The organism is Microbulbifer mixtoriginis (SeqCode), assembly GCF_052466695.1.
In genome coordinates, this window is record NZ_CP174285.1 from 1,075,415 (window position 1) to 1,094,026 (window position 18,612).

At 51.4% G+C, this 18,612-nt stretch carries 8 protein-coding genes; 2 read left to right on the plus strand and 6 right to left on the minus strand.

Annotated elements, in window-relative coordinates; translation table 11 throughout:
* Positions 1–44: 44 nt before the first annotated feature.
* The gene (locus ACJJI0_RS04705) at positions 45–902 is read right to left on the minus strand and encodes an urea transporter (RefSeq protein ID WP_444884894.1); all 858 of its coding nucleotides are present in this window, start codon (positions 900–902) and stop codon (positions 45–47) included.
* Positions 903–1,089: 187 nt separating this feature from the next.
* Between ACJJI0_RS04705 and ACJJI0_RS04710 the strand changes: the two genes are divergently transcribed.
* On the plus strand, positions 1,090–2,514 hold the full coding sequence (locus ACJJI0_RS04710; protein WP_444884895.1) for a serine hydrolase domain-containing protein: 1,425 nt from the start codon (positions 1,090–1,092) through the stop codon (positions 2,512–2,514).
* Between the two features lie 581 nt (positions 2,515–3,095).
* Positions 3,096–3,791: a hypothetical protein gene (locus tag ACJJI0_RS04715; protein ID WP_444884896.1), complete on the plus strand. Its 696-nt coding sequence runs from the start codon at positions 3,096–3,098 to the stop codon at positions 3,789–3,791.
* 90 nt (positions 3,792–3,881) lie between these two features.
* Here ACJJI0_RS04715 and ACJJI0_RS04720 read toward each other — a convergent pair whose 3' ends face one another.
* From ACJJI0_RS04720 to ACJJI0_RS04740, 5 genes are all read right to left on the minus strand, one after another.
* The gene (locus ACJJI0_RS04720) at positions 3,882–4,604 is read right to left on the minus strand and encodes a hypothetical protein (RefSeq protein ID WP_444884897.1); all 723 of its coding nucleotides are present in this window, start codon (positions 4,602–4,604) and stop codon (positions 3,882–3,884) included.
* Between the two features lie 499 nt (positions 4,605–5,103).
* Positions 5,104–5,634, minus strand: coding sequence for a hypothetical protein (locus tag ACJJI0_RS04725; RefSeq protein ID WP_444884898.1), 531 nt, complete (start codon positions 5,632–5,634; stop codon positions 5,104–5,106).
* Between the two features lie 53 nt (positions 5,635–5,687).
* The gene (locus ACJJI0_RS04730; RefSeq protein WP_444884899.1) at positions 5,688–14,342 is read right to left on the minus strand and encodes a GH36-type glycosyl hydrolase domain-containing protein; all 8,655 of its coding nucleotides are present in this window, start codon (positions 14,340–14,342) and stop codon (positions 5,688–5,690) included.
* Entirely contained in the window at positions 14,339–15,316 is a 978-nt protein-coding gene (locus ACJJI0_RS04735) for a universal stress protein (RefSeq protein WP_444884900.1), read from the minus strand. Before ACJJI0_RS04735 ends, ACJJI0_RS04730 begins: the two co-directional genes overlap by 4 nt.
* A 390-nt stretch (positions 15,317–15,706) precedes the next feature.
* Positions 15,707–18,436 (minus strand): cation-transporting P-type ATPase, encoded by a 2,730-nt coding sequence (locus ACJJI0_RS04740; protein WP_444884901.1) that lies wholly within the window; start codon positions 18,434–18,436, stop codon positions 15,707–15,709.
* Positions 18,437–18,612 lie beyond the last annotated feature (176 nt).

The window sequence follows — 18,612 nt, forward strand, 5'->3', positions numbered from 1 at the left end:
TGGCCAAATCAGTCATAAGATTTGGCCACACTCTGACCTTTCTATCAGTAAGTTAATGAAAACCTTTTCTTAAGTAACAATATTGCCCAGCTGGAAAGTACAAATGGTGCTGTTAATACAATGATGCCAACATTGATAAAAGCCATTGCGATAGGCACGGTTAGTGCACTCCCAACAAGTGGAGCAAGCCATTGCTTACTTCTACTTGTTAAGGCAATAGCACAAAGTGATGCATTGTAGCCAAAGATTCCGGCAAGAATGAGTGTTGTCGATAAAGATAGAAGCTCAGCCAATAATGTGGCAAATAGTCCACCAATGATGCCCCAAAGGGCATGTAGTTTATTGGAAATGAAAATCCCAAGCAAAAAACAAGCCCCCGTAATGGCATTATTTTGGAAGATAATCTGTCCTATACCTTCGAATATCCCCCAAGTTGAGATTTTTTCACTCATCGATGTTATAGCTGGCTCTAGATTGAGTGCCGGAGCCATGGCCCAGATAACCCATATCACCAAAATGTATGGTGCGGTATAAGCCGGAAGAGGAAAGTGAATCATCATTAAGCGCATTATTAAAACGGTTAGAGCGCTTCCAGCAATAATTAAGAAAACGGTGATTGACGATGGTGCATATAAAGAGAAAATGACTACACCAATCAATGCGCCATTGTACCCAAATAGCCCCTCTTCAATATCATTCACCGGGTAATGTTTAATATGTGCAAAAATTGTTGAGGAGATAACACCAACTAGGGCTCCAATAGCCATAGTGATGGAGTTAACTGCCACACCAAACAAAAACAAAGCTCCACTCAATGCGTTCTTCTGTAGGATGACTTGGCTAATTCCCCTGAGTAGGCTGACAAGGGAACAACTGACCTTTGTGCATATCGATTTCTTCATAAGTCGCTCAATCTAATTCACTCCTTTGAACTCATTGACAATATGACGAATGAAATACTGAAACTTCTGTAGATATTGGTAGTCGATACTCTTTCAGCAATTTGATTGTTTTAAATTAACTATTGGTTAGGTATTGTAAACGCATATTGATTTGCCTGACTGACTTCTTCAATAGGTACTGATCGCCATGGATCGACGTGATTTTTCTAAAGTTTTTTTGGGGGCTGCCATCGCATACACCCTGCCCCAGCCACTCTTTGCGTTAGACGCTTTATCAAATAATACAGCGAAAGGTGTAGACGAGCTCCAACGTCTTGTACGTCATCGTATTCTTAAGCAGCATGGGGCACATGCCGCGGTTACAGGCACCCTGAAGCCCTCTGGTCGTCGCATCATTACCGTTCGGGATCCTGAAGCCAAGGACGACTACCAGCTAGGCGGTGATACCATTTTTGAAGTTGCCTCGCTAACTAAGATTTTTACCGCCCTGCTATTAGCTGTTGAAGTCGTACATAAGCGCGTAAGGCTCGACGACCCACTTCAGGATTACGTACCAGACGGAGTAAAGGCTCCAACTTTTAAAGGACGACAAATCACCCTCACCGACTTGGCTACACATGGTGCTGCATTGCCGCTTAGGCCCAACAACCTTGCTACATCGGTACCCGATGCGCCGAATAAATATGCAGGTTATTCCTTTGAACAGCTCTATGGCAGCTTACCAAGCTACCACCTGCAAACTAGTCCAGGCTCTCAATTTAACTATTCAAACCTGGCTTTTGGACTTTTAGGTCAAGGCATTGCTTTGAAGTCAGGCCGCTCTTTTGCAGAGATACTGCGAGAGCGTGTAACAGAGCCACTGGGGTTAAGTGACACTACTTTAGAGGATGACCCGAGAAAGGCAGCACGACGCGCTCAAGGCCATGACTTTTACCTCAGCCCGATTGGCCCCACTAGTGATGGTGTGCTCGCACCGGCTGGTGGTTTGCGCTCTACTGCCAACGATCTCCTCACTCTTCTCGACTTGTTCACTAACGGCCAGGGCCCTAAGGATTTGGTGGCTGCCTCGCGTTTGATGTTGTCGGTCGATAGGCCTGGAGGCAGTGATATCACTCGCATGGCCCTGGGTTGGCGTAGAACGACGACCCATGGCGAAACCTATTATTGGTCTAATGGCAGCAGCGATGGATCACGCACATTTATGGGCTTTAACCCAGCACGGAGAGCCGGTGTTGTTGCCTTGGCAGATGCTGCGAGTGGCGAAGGATTAGACGATATCGGCCACCATTTTTTGAACCCCCAGCAAACAGTATCTACTAAGATCGTCCCCACCCCAGATTTCATTACTTTACCTGAGAAAGTTCTTTTAAGGGGGATCGGGCGCTATGAGCAGGCTAAGAACGATGTCATCGAGATTAGTCGTGGCTATACGGGCCTTATTGTTTCAGCGGGATACGGAGAGTTCGTCATTCGGCCGCAATCATCCACACTATATGCATCTAAGATGGTACCAGGGCTAACTATCGAATTTGAAGGCGCCGATGTGGGCCCTGTCGTTTCGCTGATCCTCCGTCAAGATGACAAAACCTATATCTACAAGCGTGTACCATAACGTGGAAGTCCAGAGAAGAGCTTAAACTCTTCTCTCTTCTCTTTATTATTAAGAAGGCCCCTACCCACTCAACGTACAGTAAGAACACATAGTTTTTATACTTCGTGATTGGGATGGAATTGACAAGGACAACTTACATAGCGGCCGGCGATCAGCAATTGTTAACATAATTCAACATTAGCAAAAGACAGTTCAAGTTTTTGTGGTTTCAGCGGGCCACATGGGAAATAGTTGAAACCCCCAGCGCAAAATCATCTGGGCTCAATTTAGGGGGTAAGTTTATCTCTTAAAATGGGTAACTTGGTGTTTTCATTTTGATCTTAGAAATTTAATTAGATCAATACCTCCTGGTGAGATGCATGCTGAATCGATTGAATTTATTCATGTATACGCTTGGGATTTCTCAATAAGTTTTGAGGGGCATTTCTGAGAGATTTTTCCGCCTTTGTGTTGAGATTACTTGCAGAAATTCATTTCTCTACTAATTACATACCTTATCCCTACGTCGTTAAGGATGCTCAGAATTTACTCATTATTGGGGATTTTGATAATAATTTCGATACTAATTTTGGAGAGTTCATATGAAGATGTCCTACCGGTGGCTTAAATATACCCTCGCCACACTTGTCAGTTTCACAGCGGCTTCACAGATGGTAATTGCGGGCAATAAGGATAATCTAATTACTAATCCGGCGGCACTTGAAGCCATGGGTTTTGATAGGGCGGCGTCTAATGTATATGTAGCTGAAGGGCTTGACCCAGAAAGTCCATTTGATTTTCCCTTATATGCATCGGGTAATCCTGATTCCCAAGAGGGGCTATTCCCCACAGGGAGCACAGACTATTCACCAATTATGCCGAAGTCATTTATTGGGCGACAGGATACTACTGGGTCGGAGTGGTTATATTCCGCAGGAGGTGGTACTGAGCTGAGCCGGCTCGGCACTGAGCGGTTTGCCGATGCCCAATTTTGGGATCTACCCAATGGGGGAACCTTGGAGTTTTTTCGGTGGTGGTGGACTGATAATGACCCCAATTCTGCGATGGCAGCTATGCTATTTGAGGTTTGCCAACCGGCCTTCGGTGCTGGTGCAATAACATTCACACTTGTAGTCAATAGTACGAGCACTGATGCAGCTAATGGATCAACCGCAATTAACATCCCTAGCCGCCCGATTAATACACAAAGCTGTTATTACCTTGCAAGGGTAAGGTTTGATGCTGCTACCAACCTTCTAAGACTGCAAAAAGTTCGGCTCCAATTTATTCACCCATGAGATTGTTCAAACGCTAGTGGTATTCTTATGTGAGGTCTCCTCTGTATGGACGAGGCCTTGCTCATACTATTCATCACAAATGATTGTGGTCTAAGGTATACCATATTTTTCAGCGAGGCGTTCAATATCCGCTTGGGATCTAGAGTTCTTGGGACATTTGGCTCTAAACCAGGGGTTCAGATCGCTATCACTGCCAGCCGGTAAATCTTTCAGGTCAAAGCATTTATCACCGAGTTGAACAAAAGTACCTGTCGCTGTTGTGTAGAGGGCATCTTTTGTTTGAAGCTGGCGAACTTTGTTGTTCTCTCGATCTAAAGCTCTCTTTAACCTCGGATCAAAAACCACCGCTTTGCTTTTTGCTCCAGATTCAGCGGGAACCGTTAAAGTAACGGCTTTTTGAGACGATAAGTTTTCGGGCTGAGTAGTATTTGCTAGGTCTCTATGTTCACTGGTTGTCACTCTAATCGGGGCTTCATGTTTTTGCTGAATTCCTGATGAGGGCGGTTTTGCAGTAGCTGAAGCTGCAGGCAATACTTCATTCTGCCCTACTTTCGGTTTTGTAGTGGTTACAGACCTTTTGGGCCTACCTGCACTGTCTGGGCTGTTTATTGGCGAGCTCGCAGTCGGTTTTTTATGTTTTAAGATAAACCTAATTGTAGATTGTTTGTTCAACTGATTATCTGGTGGCACGGAAACTGGAATTGTCAATAAAACCATATGCAAACTCAGTGCTATCGCCAGGGAAACCCAAAGGCGCCATGAAATTGATGTTTCGTTATCTTTATATACTAAGGGGGGAGGCTGGAGTTCCATCTGACTTAAATACCACTTCCGTAGAATGCCTCGGCAAGCACCCAAAAAGAAAAGATCTGACCTGTTGGCTTGCGAGGTTCCAGATCTGACTAGATTTCAGCCAAAAAGTTCTTTGTAAGTAATCCCCTGGTTTATATGGCGAAGTCCAACCCATGCTTTAAATATGAAGAGCTACCTAGATTGCTAACATAAGTGACACACGTCTGATCGCCAAAAAAACCAGCGGACTCAAGTAATTTAACACCTTCCTTGGGCGAGTATTGATTCGGAACACTGGATCATCAATGCGTCTTTTGGGTATCTTGCCAATTTCTAAACTCGCAAGGAAAGAAAAATCACTACTGAGGAGATTGGCGCTTCATCATGACACTAAGAGCATGAGTGGTATTCAGACAGCGAAGTTCAGTAAATTTTCAAAGAAAGGCTTGGTGCTACCAATGAAAAAGCGAAAACCGCTAGACCCGGTCAGAACTGGGATAAGTTCAATAATGCTTTCTTTTCAATGGGGGCAATCATAATAATCCCATGATGGTTGCGAAAAGCCACCCTTTCCCAAAATATCTGGCCTCCCCTTGTACATGGAGTAGACTTTTAGAATTTGCTGAAAAGCTACATATACATAGTCGGGAGATTTAATAAACCTATCTTCCCTGAGGCTCCAATAATACATGGCATCACTATTATAAATAGCAAAGTGGTAATTTCGTTTTCTTGCGCTGGCTAATCCACTTCGAACTTCCTGTGAAGGCAAGTATAACTTGAAGTATACAGCCTGCTTTATAACCTCCTTCAAATTTACATGTTTAAAGTTGGTGATAAAATATGCAGCCTCCGATCTTTTATGTGGGGCAATAATACAGTAGTTAGCTATTCCCAGAAGTCGGTCCGCATCAGATTTTGCCCTGTTTGAGAAATCACTACCAATAAACCAGTAAATCACTGTCGTTATTATGGTGGGGGTAACCAAAATAAGTAGAACGCTAAAAGCTATCGTGAGAAAAAATTTTGTATTGATCGTATTTGAAGCCATATAAGGCAACCTGCTGACCACACTGAAAAATTTAATAGTGAAGTATTTCGTTGTTATTTGGGGGGATTAAAAACAGGCTTGAATACTAAAGCTACCTGATGCTCCTGGCCGCTGTCTTTTAACGGAATGACTCCTGAAGTGACTCTTTCTCCATCCAGCGTCAGTGATTCGATCTCTCGCGGACAGCCACCGCAATTACTGATGTCGATCTCATAGCGACTGCTGCCAAAGCGCAGCGATAAGTGATAGTTATGCCAGTTTTGCGGCAGGCAAGGTTCGACCACCAAGTGATTACCGTCGAGAATTTTTGCCCCAAGTAATGCCTCTAGTGCACTGCGATAAAGCCAGCCGGACGCTCCGGAATACCAAGTCCAGCCACCGCGCCCCACATGGGGGGCCACGCCGTAGACATCGCCGGCTAATACATAGGGCTCTGTGCGATAGCGCTTTACGCCTTCAAGGGTATCGGTGTGGGTAATTGGGTTTAACAAATTAAAGTAATGCCAAGCCCGCTCGCTCTGTCCGAGTCCGGCCGCGGCCCAGACGGCCCATGTGGCGGCGTGGGTGTATTGGCCACCGTTTTCACGAATTCCCGGTGGATAACCTTTGATATAGCCGGGGTCCTTCTTGGTTTTGTTAAACGGTGGCTTAAGCAACAGTATTTGCCGGGCGCACTCGTTTACCAGGTGCTGGTCGGCCGATTCCATCGCTTTACGGGATCGCTCAGTGGGTTCCTGCTGGGATAGCACCGACCAGGTTTGTGCAATCAGGTCGATTTTGCATTCATCGCTGTCCTTAGAACCAATCGGCGTGCCGTCATCGTAATAAGCGCGCCGATACCAGGCGCCGTCCCAGCCGCTGTCTTCTACCTGCTGACGGAAATTTTCTCCCAGCTGACGGTAGTATTCTGCCAGTGCAGAATCGCCGATGTAGTCGCACAGGGGTGCCATATCCCGACAAACTCGCAGTAAAAACCAGCCCATCCATACACTCTCACCGCGGCCGGTGGTACTGATACGGCTGAAGCCGTCGTTCCAGTCGCCGTTGCCGATTACCGGTAGCCCGTGCGGTCCTACGGCGCCGGCGCGCTCAATTGCGCGGCAGCAGTGCTCGTACAGAGATCCGGATTCATCGCTGCTTTCAAACTCGGCGTAGCGTTCGTGCTCATCTTTGCCCAGTGGTGCCCCGGCAAGATAGCTGACCGGTTCATCCAGGATTTGGTAATCACCCGTGGTGCGAATGTATTGGGCTGTAACAAATGGCAGCCACAATAAGTCGTCGGAGCAGCGGGTGCGCACACCGCGTAAGGGATTTTCATGCCACCAGTGCAGTACATCTCCATCCTGGAACTGGCGTGAGGCAGTGCGCAAAATATGTTGGCGTGTCCAATCGGGATGTGTCCACAGCAGTGCCTGTACATCCTGAAGCTGATCACGGAAACCAAAGGCACCACTGGATTGATAGAAGCCGCTGCGGCCCCAGAGGCGGCAGGCCAGGGTTTGATAAGGTAGCCAGCGGTTTACCATCAGCTCGGTGGCCTTATCGGGCACTCGCACCTGAACAGAGCGCAGATAATTCTCCCAAAACTGTTCGAACTCGGCCTGGGAGTTTGCGGCTCTTTGTGGATCCCGGAATTCACCGGCCAAATCCAATGCCTGGGCACGATCAATCCCCTCCCCCATCACAAAATAAATGTGTTGGGTTTCGCCGATAGCCAGATCAATATGGACTTGATAAGCGGCGCAAGGGTCGCCGCCAGACTGCACCTTCCCGGAGAGGCCAATCCGAAACAGTGCCTCCGGTGCCTGTGGGCTCCCGGTACTGCCAATAAACTCATGCCGATCTGTGGTCAGACCGTGAGGTGGCAGGCTGGCAGTCAGGAAGGCGACACCGGGTTTGGCATCCGGGACAAAGGCGTTGCGGGCCAATAACGTATTGCTTTCTGGTATGAACTCATTGACCTGATGAGCCCAACTGTTGCCGCGGGTCAGTCCCATTACCCACTCCACGTAGTAGGTGGCAGTTAATCGGCGAGGCCTGTTCCAGCCATTTTTCAATGTCAGCCGGCCAATTTTCACCGGAGCAGTGCGATCGACCGTAATACGCCAGGACTGCTCAAGGCCGTGGCTGTTATGGCGATACTCGGTGTAACCTGCCCCATGCCTTACCTGATAGTCGGTCTCGGCGGGCCGCGGGGCCGGGGTTGGAGACCAAACCTGGGCGCTCTCTTCATCGCGTAGGTAGAGGGTTTCACCACTGGGGTCGCGGACCGGATCGTTATTCCAGGCGGTCAGCCGGTGTTCACCACTGTTGCCGCTCCAGGTACAGCAGGAGCCCCCTTCGGATACCAGACAACCGAAGTTGGGATTAGCGATGATATTTACCCAGGGTGCAGGAGGGCGCTGGCCCGGTTTTTCCGGCTTGCCTGACTGTAGATGCAGGATGTACTCGCGCCCATCCGCTGAAAATCCACCCAGGCCATTATCAAATATAAGATCATTTGGGCGTTGCAGGGCTGGTGTTGGTAACTGGACATAACCTGCAGATTGCACCGGTACAAAAGGAGGCAATGGCTGCATCTGAGCCTGTAGTGCGGTGGCACTATTCTCCAGCTGTGTGGCCACTGGCCCTGCTGAGGAATCGAGCAATACCCGTGCTGCAGCCAAAAGGCCCATACGATCAGACTCTGGCAGCTCCTGGCCTGGCACTATCACCACTGAGCCGTTTAGTTTGCGCATAGTACGACCGCGAATATCGGCGATCATCTCCTGTAACCTGTCGCGGGTCTGCTGGGAATAACCGGCGGAATCCTCATCAACAATAACCAGGTCAATAGCCAGGCCGCGGCCGCTCCAGAGAGTGTGGGCTTGCAGAATGGGCTCGGCAAAATCAATGCCCTGCTCACTGCGCACCTGCAGTAACAGGATTGGGTTATCTCCGGAGATGCCACGGCTCCACAGGCAACGCTGAATATGATGACTGCGGGCCAATACTCGGGAAGAGGCGCGCAGCCCGCCGGAGGGAGCTAGTACAGCGGAGAGCAACTCCATCATCCAGTAGACATCTGCCGCGGGGATACGCAGGTTGTGTAATTCCTGTTCAGACTGCATTCGCGCCAGGTCGTATACCCAACGTGCCTTGGGCCGCGAGCGATAAGAGCGCAATACAGCCAACAACTCCCGGCGTGATTTACTGGCGCCAGTCAGGTAGATCACTTCGACTTCAGAATGAGGCGAAATAGAAATTTCTTGGGCTGAGGCAATTACCGGGTCTAATACAGGGCCAGTGGTTCCCGTGAAGCCTTCCAGGCCTCGTTGCAGAGCCAGAGGCCTTGCCGGGGACCCGCCGCGGCCGAGGAAACGTACCCGATCGGTTTCCCAGCCCAGCTGGTGACTTACATCGGCAGAAACCAATGCGCAGTGGGCTAGATATATCGGTTTTTCCTCGCCGCTGCGAGGCCGCCTTCGATAGAGCATCACCTGCTCATCGGGCAGGTACTGGCTCTCCACAAACAGTTTGGCAAAGGCGGGATGACGCTGGTAATCGCGTTCTGGCGCTAGCACCACCTCGGCATAATCCGCCAGCAGCAGGTGGCGGCTGCGATTGCTCTCATTTTTGATTACCAGTCGGCGAGCTTCTAAGTCATGCTGGGAACTGAGGGCAATGTGTAAGCGGCAGAATAACTCCGCTTCACGGCGCTGGAACTCTACTTCCTGTGGTGAGAAGTTGGCCATACAGTGGCCGGCGTCTCCGCCACAGGGGGCCAGCCCCACAGAAAACAGCTCGCCGCTGTCCAGATCGCGGACATAATTCCAGTGTCCGCCCTGGTGTTGGGTCGGATCTGGCTGCCAGCGTGTCAGGGCAAGATTGTGCCAATAGCTGCCACCTGAACCATCTGCTCCCAGCAGCAGGGTGTGGTGGCCGTTAGAGAGCAGGTTGTATTGCGGATAGGGTCTCCCCGGAAGAGCAGCCCAGCTCTGCAGGGCTCCCTCAGCGTGGAAACTGCGCTGTAGCCCCGGCTGTTGCCAGGGTCTTAGGGCCGGCCGCGCGGTGGGCAGGCGCTCGTGCAGTAGTGGCGTCAGGCCGGCAATGCGCACATCGCTGTGGAAGCGTTGTTGCATTATGTCATCGTGGAGGTAGTTATTAATGGCCAGTAGGATCATGCCCTGGTGGTGGCTCATATAGGAGCGCACAGTGCGTGCGCGTCGAGGTATAGCTTTGGCCGTACGGCCGTAGTCAATCGCTTCATACAAACCGAACTGGCCGTAACCACCTTCGGCACGAAGCTGGCGCAGGTTCTCCATAACCCCTGCGGCATCGAATGGTAGTGCCATCATGGAAGCATAAGGCGCTATAACCAGGCGTTCACCGAGGTCGCGACGAAAACCGATACCGGGCACTCCAAAGGCACGGTATTGGTAGTGCAATTGGCTATCCAGTTCGTAGTAACCGGATTCGGCGATACCCCAGGGCAGTTCGAAACGGCCGGTAAACTTGCGATGCACTTCAATGGCATTACGGCAGGCCCGCCCTATCAAACTGTGCTCTGGCGTTTCCATAAACAGCCGCGGCATTAAATATTCAAACAGGGTCGCACTCCAAGACATCAACACCACCCGGCGATGAAGGTGCCGAAATGGTCGCTCAAGGTGGCGCCAGTGGCGCGCCGGTACATCGCCTTTGGCAATAGCGAGGAAGCCGGTCAGGCGCGATTCTGAGGCGAGTAAATCGTAGTGGTTGGCGTCTAGTGCTGCATCGGTAATGTTGTAACCGATATGAAATAGATGCTGATCGCGATCGTAGAGGAAGGCGAAATCCATCTCTTCCACCCAGTTGAGTGCCCTGGTGGAAAGGCTGGTAATGTCTCGGCAATAACTGGCGGCATTTTCCCGTGCGCTTTCCAGTGCGCTGTGCATTTTTTCACACCAAGAGGCGGCTTCATCGTGCTCTTGTGGTTCTACAGCGAGGTGTTTTTGCAGTTGCAGCAGTTGTTGTTCTGCAGCATCGCAAAAGTCAGGCATGGTCGATAGGGAAACCGGGATTTTCAAAGTATCTGCCAGGGCGAGATAAGCTTTTCTGACATGCTTCACACCCTCCCGGCAGACTTTGGGTGGTACCTGCATAAGTCGCAGCCAGGGTTCGAGCGCCTCCTGATAGCGTCTCGCGGCCACCGCATGGCGGTGCAGTTCATCGAGCCATTGGCGTAGTCGACCAAGATCCTCTGCGCTGAAATTTTTTTCGTCACCCTCGATCAGCGCCAGCATCTGCTTCTGTAGCCAGGGTACATCTCTCTCATAGATATCGTCGATGGTTTGCCACCAGCGATTGTGCTCCGCGCCGGCTTGTAAACGTTGGCGAAACTGCGCTAGCTGCGCGTTGATCTCACGGATTTCATTGGGGGCGGAGTCCGTATCGACCGGCTGCAGGGTTTCTGCCATGGCATCGAGGGTATCGGTGATCCCCAGTACCAGCTGGCGTCCACTCAGTGGTTCAGTTTTCAGGGACTCCAGGCCGGAGGCCAGTGTTAGTAAGCTGCCGGCCAGGTTGCCGCTATCCACGGTGGATACATAGCGGGGGTTGAGCGGGTGTAGTTCGCGGGTTTCGTACCAGTTGAGGAAGTGTCCGCGATAGCGCTCCAGTCCGCGCATACGGTCGAAGCTGTTGTTGAGTCGAGCTAATAGCAGGCTGAGATCAACGTAACCAAAGTCGTAGGCGCTGAGAATAGAGAGCAAGCCCAGCCCGATATTGGTGGGGGATGTACGCCGGGCCAGGACCGCCAGGGGTTCTTCCTGATAATTATCTGGCGGCAGCCAGTGATCGTCAGGCCCCATAAAGTGTTCGAAGAAAAACCAGGTTCGCCGGCTTAGCAAACGCAACTCGCGCTTGTCCTCTTCTGTTAGAACTGATGGCTCCAGCTCTCGCGGTAAATTGATATGGTGAAGAAGTTGGGGTGCAAAGAGCCAGGCCAACAAAAACGGTGCTGCAGGTAAGAGACTGGCGGGAACCCAATAAGCCAAGCCTGCAGTTACCAATAGAGCGATCAGTGGGGAAACCCACATCGCACGCCAACTGCCAAACGCAGTCAGTGCACTGCTGACAGAGCGATTCACATGTGCCGCTGATGTCCACTGCAACAAATGGCGGTGGGAAACGCGCAGCCGATAGAGTGTGCGTACGATCGCATCCAACGCGTTAATCGCTTGCACCGGGAGCAGAACCAGCGATAGCAGCCAGTGTAAAAAGCGCTGCTGTAGAACCGCTGGCCCTCCCCGGAAATGAAGATGGGCGCGGCTGGGATCAGCGATGCTGCGCCAGACCATCGATAGTAATTCCTGCCATACTGATGCGGAAGACAACAAAAGTAGCGCCGAAGTCCAAGCCCAGGCATGGCCCGGTAGCCAACCGCTCCAGGCCAGCAGAAAAAGTGCCAACAGGCAGGGGGCCTCCAGGCTGCGTCGCAGATTATCGACGATTTGCCAGCGCTGAATTGTCGGTAAAGGGTTGTCGACTTGTTCACCGCTATCGACCGGTACACGTTTGCCCAGCCAGGAAAGTATCTGCCAATCACCGCGAATCCAGCGGTGCGAGCGGCGCAGCATGGCGAAAACATTAGGTGGGTATTGTTCGTAGAAGACTGCATCCGACAGCAGCCCTACACCACCGATGGCACCTTCGATTAAATCGTGGCTGAGGATGGCATTTTCTGGAAGATGCCCGGCCAGGGTCTGGGAGAAAACCTCCGGGTCGTAAATTCCTTTACCGGTAAATATCGCCTCGCCGAACAGGTCCTGGTAGGCATCCGAGACGGCGTGGGTGTAGAGGTCTACGGTGCGATCACCGGCAAAAATCTGGCTGAATAGGGTTCCATCAGAGCTAGCCGGGTCGGTTTCCACCCGGGGTTGTAAAAATCCATAACCTGCTACCACTCTTTGTGTGCTGCTGTTGACCACTGCGCGATTGAGTGGGTGCGCTATGGCACCAACGAGGCGTCGTGCGGTGTCTGGTGGCATCTGGCTGTCGGCATCGAGAGTGATGACATAGCGAATGCCTTGCAGTTGTTTGCGATCGCCAAAACAAGTGGTAAAACTTTGCTCCTCATTGCCAGACAGTAGTCTGTTGAATTCGATCAGTTTGCCGCGCTTGCGCTCCCAGCCCATCCAGCAGTTTTCCAACGCATTCCAGCGACGCTCACGATGTAATAGTAAAAACGGTGATCTGCCCTCATCGACCCTGTGGCGTTCGTTCAGGGCTTCAATAGATGCTTTGGCGATTTCTAATAATGTTGTGTCCTCACTGGTACTTTGTGTATCGGCGTCTGCAAAATCACTTAAAACTGCGTAAACAAGATTCCTATCTCCGTTGTTGAGGAAATTGATTTCCAGACACTCGAGAATCCTTTGCATATCCTCCGCATCGGCAAATAGTACCGGCATAACCACAACCGTGCGGTATTCACTGGATATGCCCTTATCAAAATCCAGTTTTGCTAGCAGGCGCGGGGGCAAGCAGTGGGTAATTAAACCGTTAACCAGAGCCAGGGCCATACCGACCACTGGCACTGCGGTAACCAGCAGTACCAATAACGTCAAAATGATAGAAGCACCGCTCCAGAGTAGATAAACAGCCAGGGCAAGTAGCGGTGGAATCGAGAAAAGAGCCAATCCGGAAAAGAATACCCTGGATGCCTTGTGCAATAGCTGCCAATGAAGGCGCTGCAGAAAGCCAGGGCGATAGTCCATCAGGGTTTCCAGCTGTGGACGCCCTTCATCTATCAGGTAGTATCCCACATGCCGGGTGCGCTTATCGGTTTTCTGTATGCCGCTCAGTTCCACCACGCACTGGGCAACCTGCTGCTCGGTTTTGCCACTGCCGCGTGCCAGCTTTTCTATCACATCCCGGTATCTATCGCGGGTTTCAAAATCCATTCGGCGGTAGGCGTCTGCAGGGTCTTTACGCAATATATGTTCTACACGGCTGAGGGACTCAACAAAATCCCGCCAGTTACAACTGCGCAGTTCTCGCAGGCTAATGATACCGCTGGCAATGCCAACGCTGAGTTCCTCTTCTGTAGCGGTATGTCCTCCCAGGGCATCCTCGGCCAGCTGCGCCAAGTGCTCCAATAGGCAAAGGCGCAAAAGTGCGGGCAGTGCCCAGAGTTCGCCGGTGGTTAAAACAGCATCCTCCTGGTAGTGCTCAACCAACAGGTGAATGGATTGCATATCTACGGGTTGGGAGAAATCGGTGATCAATGCATCGGCAAGGACATGTAAACGCAGGTCGAGACTGCCGTCTTCGGCAGACACTTGTGGCAACTGCTTTAAGTAGTTCACCGGCAGGGACTCACATACCAACTGCAGGGCTTCCTGGACCACATGGCGGTTATCTAGTAGCCACTCTTCACTGCGAGTACTTTTTTCGCCCGCCTCTACCCGAGTGGCGAGATGCCGATAGATTTTCTCGAAATGTTTTTCTAACTGACGCAAGTGCAGTCGCAAGCGGTAGCCACCACCGGTACCGACAGGGCTTGCGTGCTGCTTGGCCAGCGCGGCTATGTCTTCCAGGCGCTGCTGTTCATTATCCCGGTTCGAATTGTTACCAATCCCGTGGGCGGTACTCCCAGATTGAGTACCGCTTTGCTCGGACTTTGCATGTACAAAGAACTTGTACCCCTGGCGAGCGCCCTGCTTTTTCCAAAACCGCAATTTCATCGATGCGCTTCATTTCTTACCGGAAGAGTTGAGTGGCGAATTTGGCAGGCTATGTTGTCAGCGCGCAGAGCCTGTAATTGGGATTCCTGCAAATCCTGGAATACCAGAACCGGCAGGTTACTGTGGGATATAACGGAGTGGCAGACGGTACCCGTTACGTGTTGCTCACCGGTTTGCCAGTCGTGCGCGCTCATGGCAATCAGATCGACATCCTCTTCCGCAGCAGTGGCATAAATACACTCGGCGACATTCTGTGCAACCAGCAGCAAGGGCCGCACTTTGATGCCGTTTTCCAATTGGCGAGCCATCTCCTCCAAGTAGACTTCACCCGCGCGTCGATTGCATTCGACAAACTTTTCCCGTGTGGCGTGTTCTTCGCGGGTGATCGGCATTTTGCGGGGCATATCTGGCACAGCAATCACTTGCAGCAGAATCATTTCCATTTCTTGCCCACGCATCATTGATGCCGCCTGGCAAGCAACCCACTCGGAATGAGAGGAACCATCCATCGAGACCAGAATACGGCGGTAAGCCATGTTTTCCTGGGCTGGAGGTTTTAAACCCGGATGCACTATGATGAAGGACCGCCCAGAGCCACTAAAAATCTTTTGGGCGGTGCTGCCGAAGTCGAAACGGCTGACGCCACCCTTGCCGTATGCAGTGAGTACAATCAGATCGATATCGACCTCATCGCAGTACTCTACAATCTGCTCTGCTGGGCGCCCCTCCACCACAGACTGGCTTACAGTAATACCCTGCTCTGAAATGGGCTCAGCCAAACGGTTGAGGTAGCTACGCAGCTCTACTCTGCGCAGCCGCCAGTCCACCGGATCTATGCTCTGCTCTTCAGAATTTTGTACATGAAGAAGGTGAATTTTTGCACCACTGTTCTGGGCCAGCATAACTCCATGGGCGATGGCCTCTTCAGCGATAGCTGAGCCATCAAGAGGAAGTAGGATTTGTTTAAACGGCATCTCATTACTCCCTACCGGGGCCCGGCCTGGATCTTCACTAAATGTCATAAGGTTTTATGGCGGAAAGTTTTACTTGCTCGCTACACTGCTGTTCCGGGTTTTAACCTTGTGTTAAACGCGATCCCTGAAAAGCTCTCTAGCACGGTTAAGCTCAAGAGTATTGCAAAGTGTCTATGACGGTGTTGCCCCTGCTGCCAACCTGCAAAAATGTGCTCTATGTCACTGAAAGTTTCAGCTTTGGTAGAGCTGCGCTGGCTTTCAACACACATTGAGAGCATCTGATCACTAGTAATAAGAATAAACCCATAAAGAGGCAGCAAATTGTGAGCCAATTAAAGCGGGGCTTAGGCTGTAGGGTTGGTCAGGCTGAGAACAGATCAAGGTACGGAATTAAGAATTTTCCCTGGCAGTGGAGCTTTGTGTCTGGCGGGAAAGGCGTATCCGCATCTGTTTTTCAATCTCGATAATGGCAAACAGCGCCACGCCAATCGCAACAATCAGAATGCCATCAAAAAGTGGCACTGCCTCAGTAGCAAAGACTTCCTGCAGGAGTGGGACATAGGTAATGGCAAATTGCCCCAAAGTGACCATGATGACTGCCATCCACACCACTTTGGTGCCGCGCACTGCCTTCCAGGTGAGAGAGGTGCCATACATATTGCGAATAAAAAACAGGTGGAAAATTTCCATTACCACCAATGTATTCATGGCCATGGTTCGCGCCAATTCCAATGAGTAGTGCTGCTGAATGGCGTAGGTATATATTCCGAATACGCCACACAGGAATAAGGTGCTAACTAATGTGATATGCCATACCAGTACACTGGTAAGGAGCGGTTGGTCGCGCAACCGTGGTGGGCGGTGCATAGTATTTTCTTCTGTGGGCTCAAAGGCGAGCGCAATACCGAGCGTAACAGCGGTAATCAGGTTTACCCAAAGTATTTGGATCGGTGTTATCGGCAGTACCATGCCAAAGAGCAGCGCCACAATAATGGTTGAGGCTTCCCCTGCGTTGGTGGGCAGCGTCCAGCTAATCACTTTCTTTATATTGTCATAAACCGTGCGCCCCTCACGGACCGCAGCGCCGATGGAAGCGAAATTATCATCGGCTAGAACCAGCTCGGAGGCCTCTTTGGCTGCCTCTGTCCCCCCCCGGCCCATGGCAATACCCACATCGGCGCGTTTTAAAGCGGGGGCATCGTTTACGCCATCGCCAGTCATTGCCACAGTCATATCGTGGGCCTGCAATGCGGTTACCAGCCGCAATTTATGCTCAGGCCTGTTGCGGGCGAAGATATCCACCTTCAGGACTTCTGCCGCTAATGCCGCGTCATTCAGGTTGTCGATGTCCACTCCCGTTAGGGCTTTGTTAGGCCGCTGCAAGCCTATCTGTTGACCGATGGCTTTTGCGGTCGCGACATGATCGCCGGTAATCATCTTCACTCGAATACCCGCGCCCCTACACTCCGCAACTGAGGTTATAGCTTCCTGACGGGGTGGATCGATCAATCCCACCAAGCCTAGAAGAGTCATAGTTCCCTTTACGTCTGAGTGCTCCAGCACCGTGTGCTCTGGCTTTACCTCTTTTGTGGCGAGCGCCAAGACACGCTGTCCCAATGCCGCCACCTCCTCGGTCTTTTGTCGCCAGTAAGTCTCCATCAGCGGTTCGCAGCCTCCATCCTCGCTGCGATAGGTTTTGCACATTGCCAAAACCTGTTCCGGCGCCCCTTTAACGGCGATCAGTGCATGGTTCTCATGGTTGTGGTTTAGGCTGGCCATATACTTATGCTGGGCATCAAAGGGGATAATATCGGTACGGGTCCACTGCTTGCGTACCTCCCCGCTATTCATTCCCGCCTTTGCTGCGAAGGCCAGTAAGGCCCCCTCCATGGGATCACCCTCGGCGAGCCAGTTGCCATCCTCTTTTCTGAGCTCGGCGTCATTACAAAGAACCGCGACACGGGCTAACTCCTGCAGTGGGTTTGGGGCTGACATCGCTACCGGCGCGCCGCCGAGCATGACTTCACCCCGCGGTTCATAGCCTTCGCCCTCTACTTCATAGCGTTGTGCGCCTGTAACTACTGTGGCGACGCACATCTCGTTGCGGGTGAGCGTCCCAGTTTTATCGGTACAGATTACCGATACTGATCCCAGGGTTTCGATAGCCGGCAGGCGCCGGACAATGGCGTTGCGCCGTGCCATCGCCTGGGCCCCGACCGCTAATGTGATGGTTAGAACTGCCGGTAAGCCCGCGGGAATGGCCGCTACCGAAAGCCCAACAATGGCCATAAACAGTTCATTAAAATTGTGCTGCAATACAAACAGCCCAAAGGCGAAGATCAACGCAGCAACGGCCAGAATAAAAAGGGCCAGCCATTTGGCGAAGAAACCCATCTGTTCAACCAACGGAGTGGTTAAAGTTTCAACACTGGCGAGCATGCCACTGATATGACCGATCTCAGTCTCTGCTGCGGTGGCCACTACTACCCCCACTCCCTGCCCATTGGTGACAGTGGTTCCGCTATAGGCTAAGCAACTACGGTCCCCCAAGGGGGTATCGGTGTTAACCGGATCGGTATGTTTTTCTACCGGGATGGATTCCCCGGTCAGGATGGCCTCTTGTACCTGCAGACCGTGGGTTTTTAACAGCCGCAAATCGGCAGGCACTTTGTCACCAGCCTCAATGAGCACAATATCGCCGGGTACCAGTTTCTCTCCCTCCACAGTGAGCCGCTGATTGCTGCGGAGGACTGCGGCGCGTGGAGCCAGCATATGGCGGATAGCATCCATGGCCCTTTCCGCTTTACCCTCCTGAGCAAAGCCGATAATCGCATTGACGATAACCACCGCCAGGATGACCCCGGTATCTACCCAGTGTTGTAGTAGGCCTGTGATAAGCGCCGCCCCGAGCAGGACGTAGATCAGGAGGTTGTTGAAATGGGAGAAGAAGCGCCGCAGAAACCCTTTGCGAGCTGGTGCTGGCAGGCAGTTAGGCCCGTAGGTTCGCAGTCTTAGTGCAGCTTCCTCCTCACTGATTCCGGCCATACTGGTCTTCAGCTCGGAGAACACCGCATCTGGGGACATTGAGTGCCAGTTTTTCTCAGGCCTTGTCTGAAGCACGGTTCACCTTTATCGGATTACCTTTCACAGTTTTCGACTGAGCTTAGCAATGAATAGTCATGCGTTTAGACTGGGAAGCTTAGTAAAAATGAAGCCAGCCGCTTGCTGTGACAAAACGCCACTGCCAACTAATCGCGCTCTAGCACTTAGTTTAATCAGAACCTTACCCGAAACTG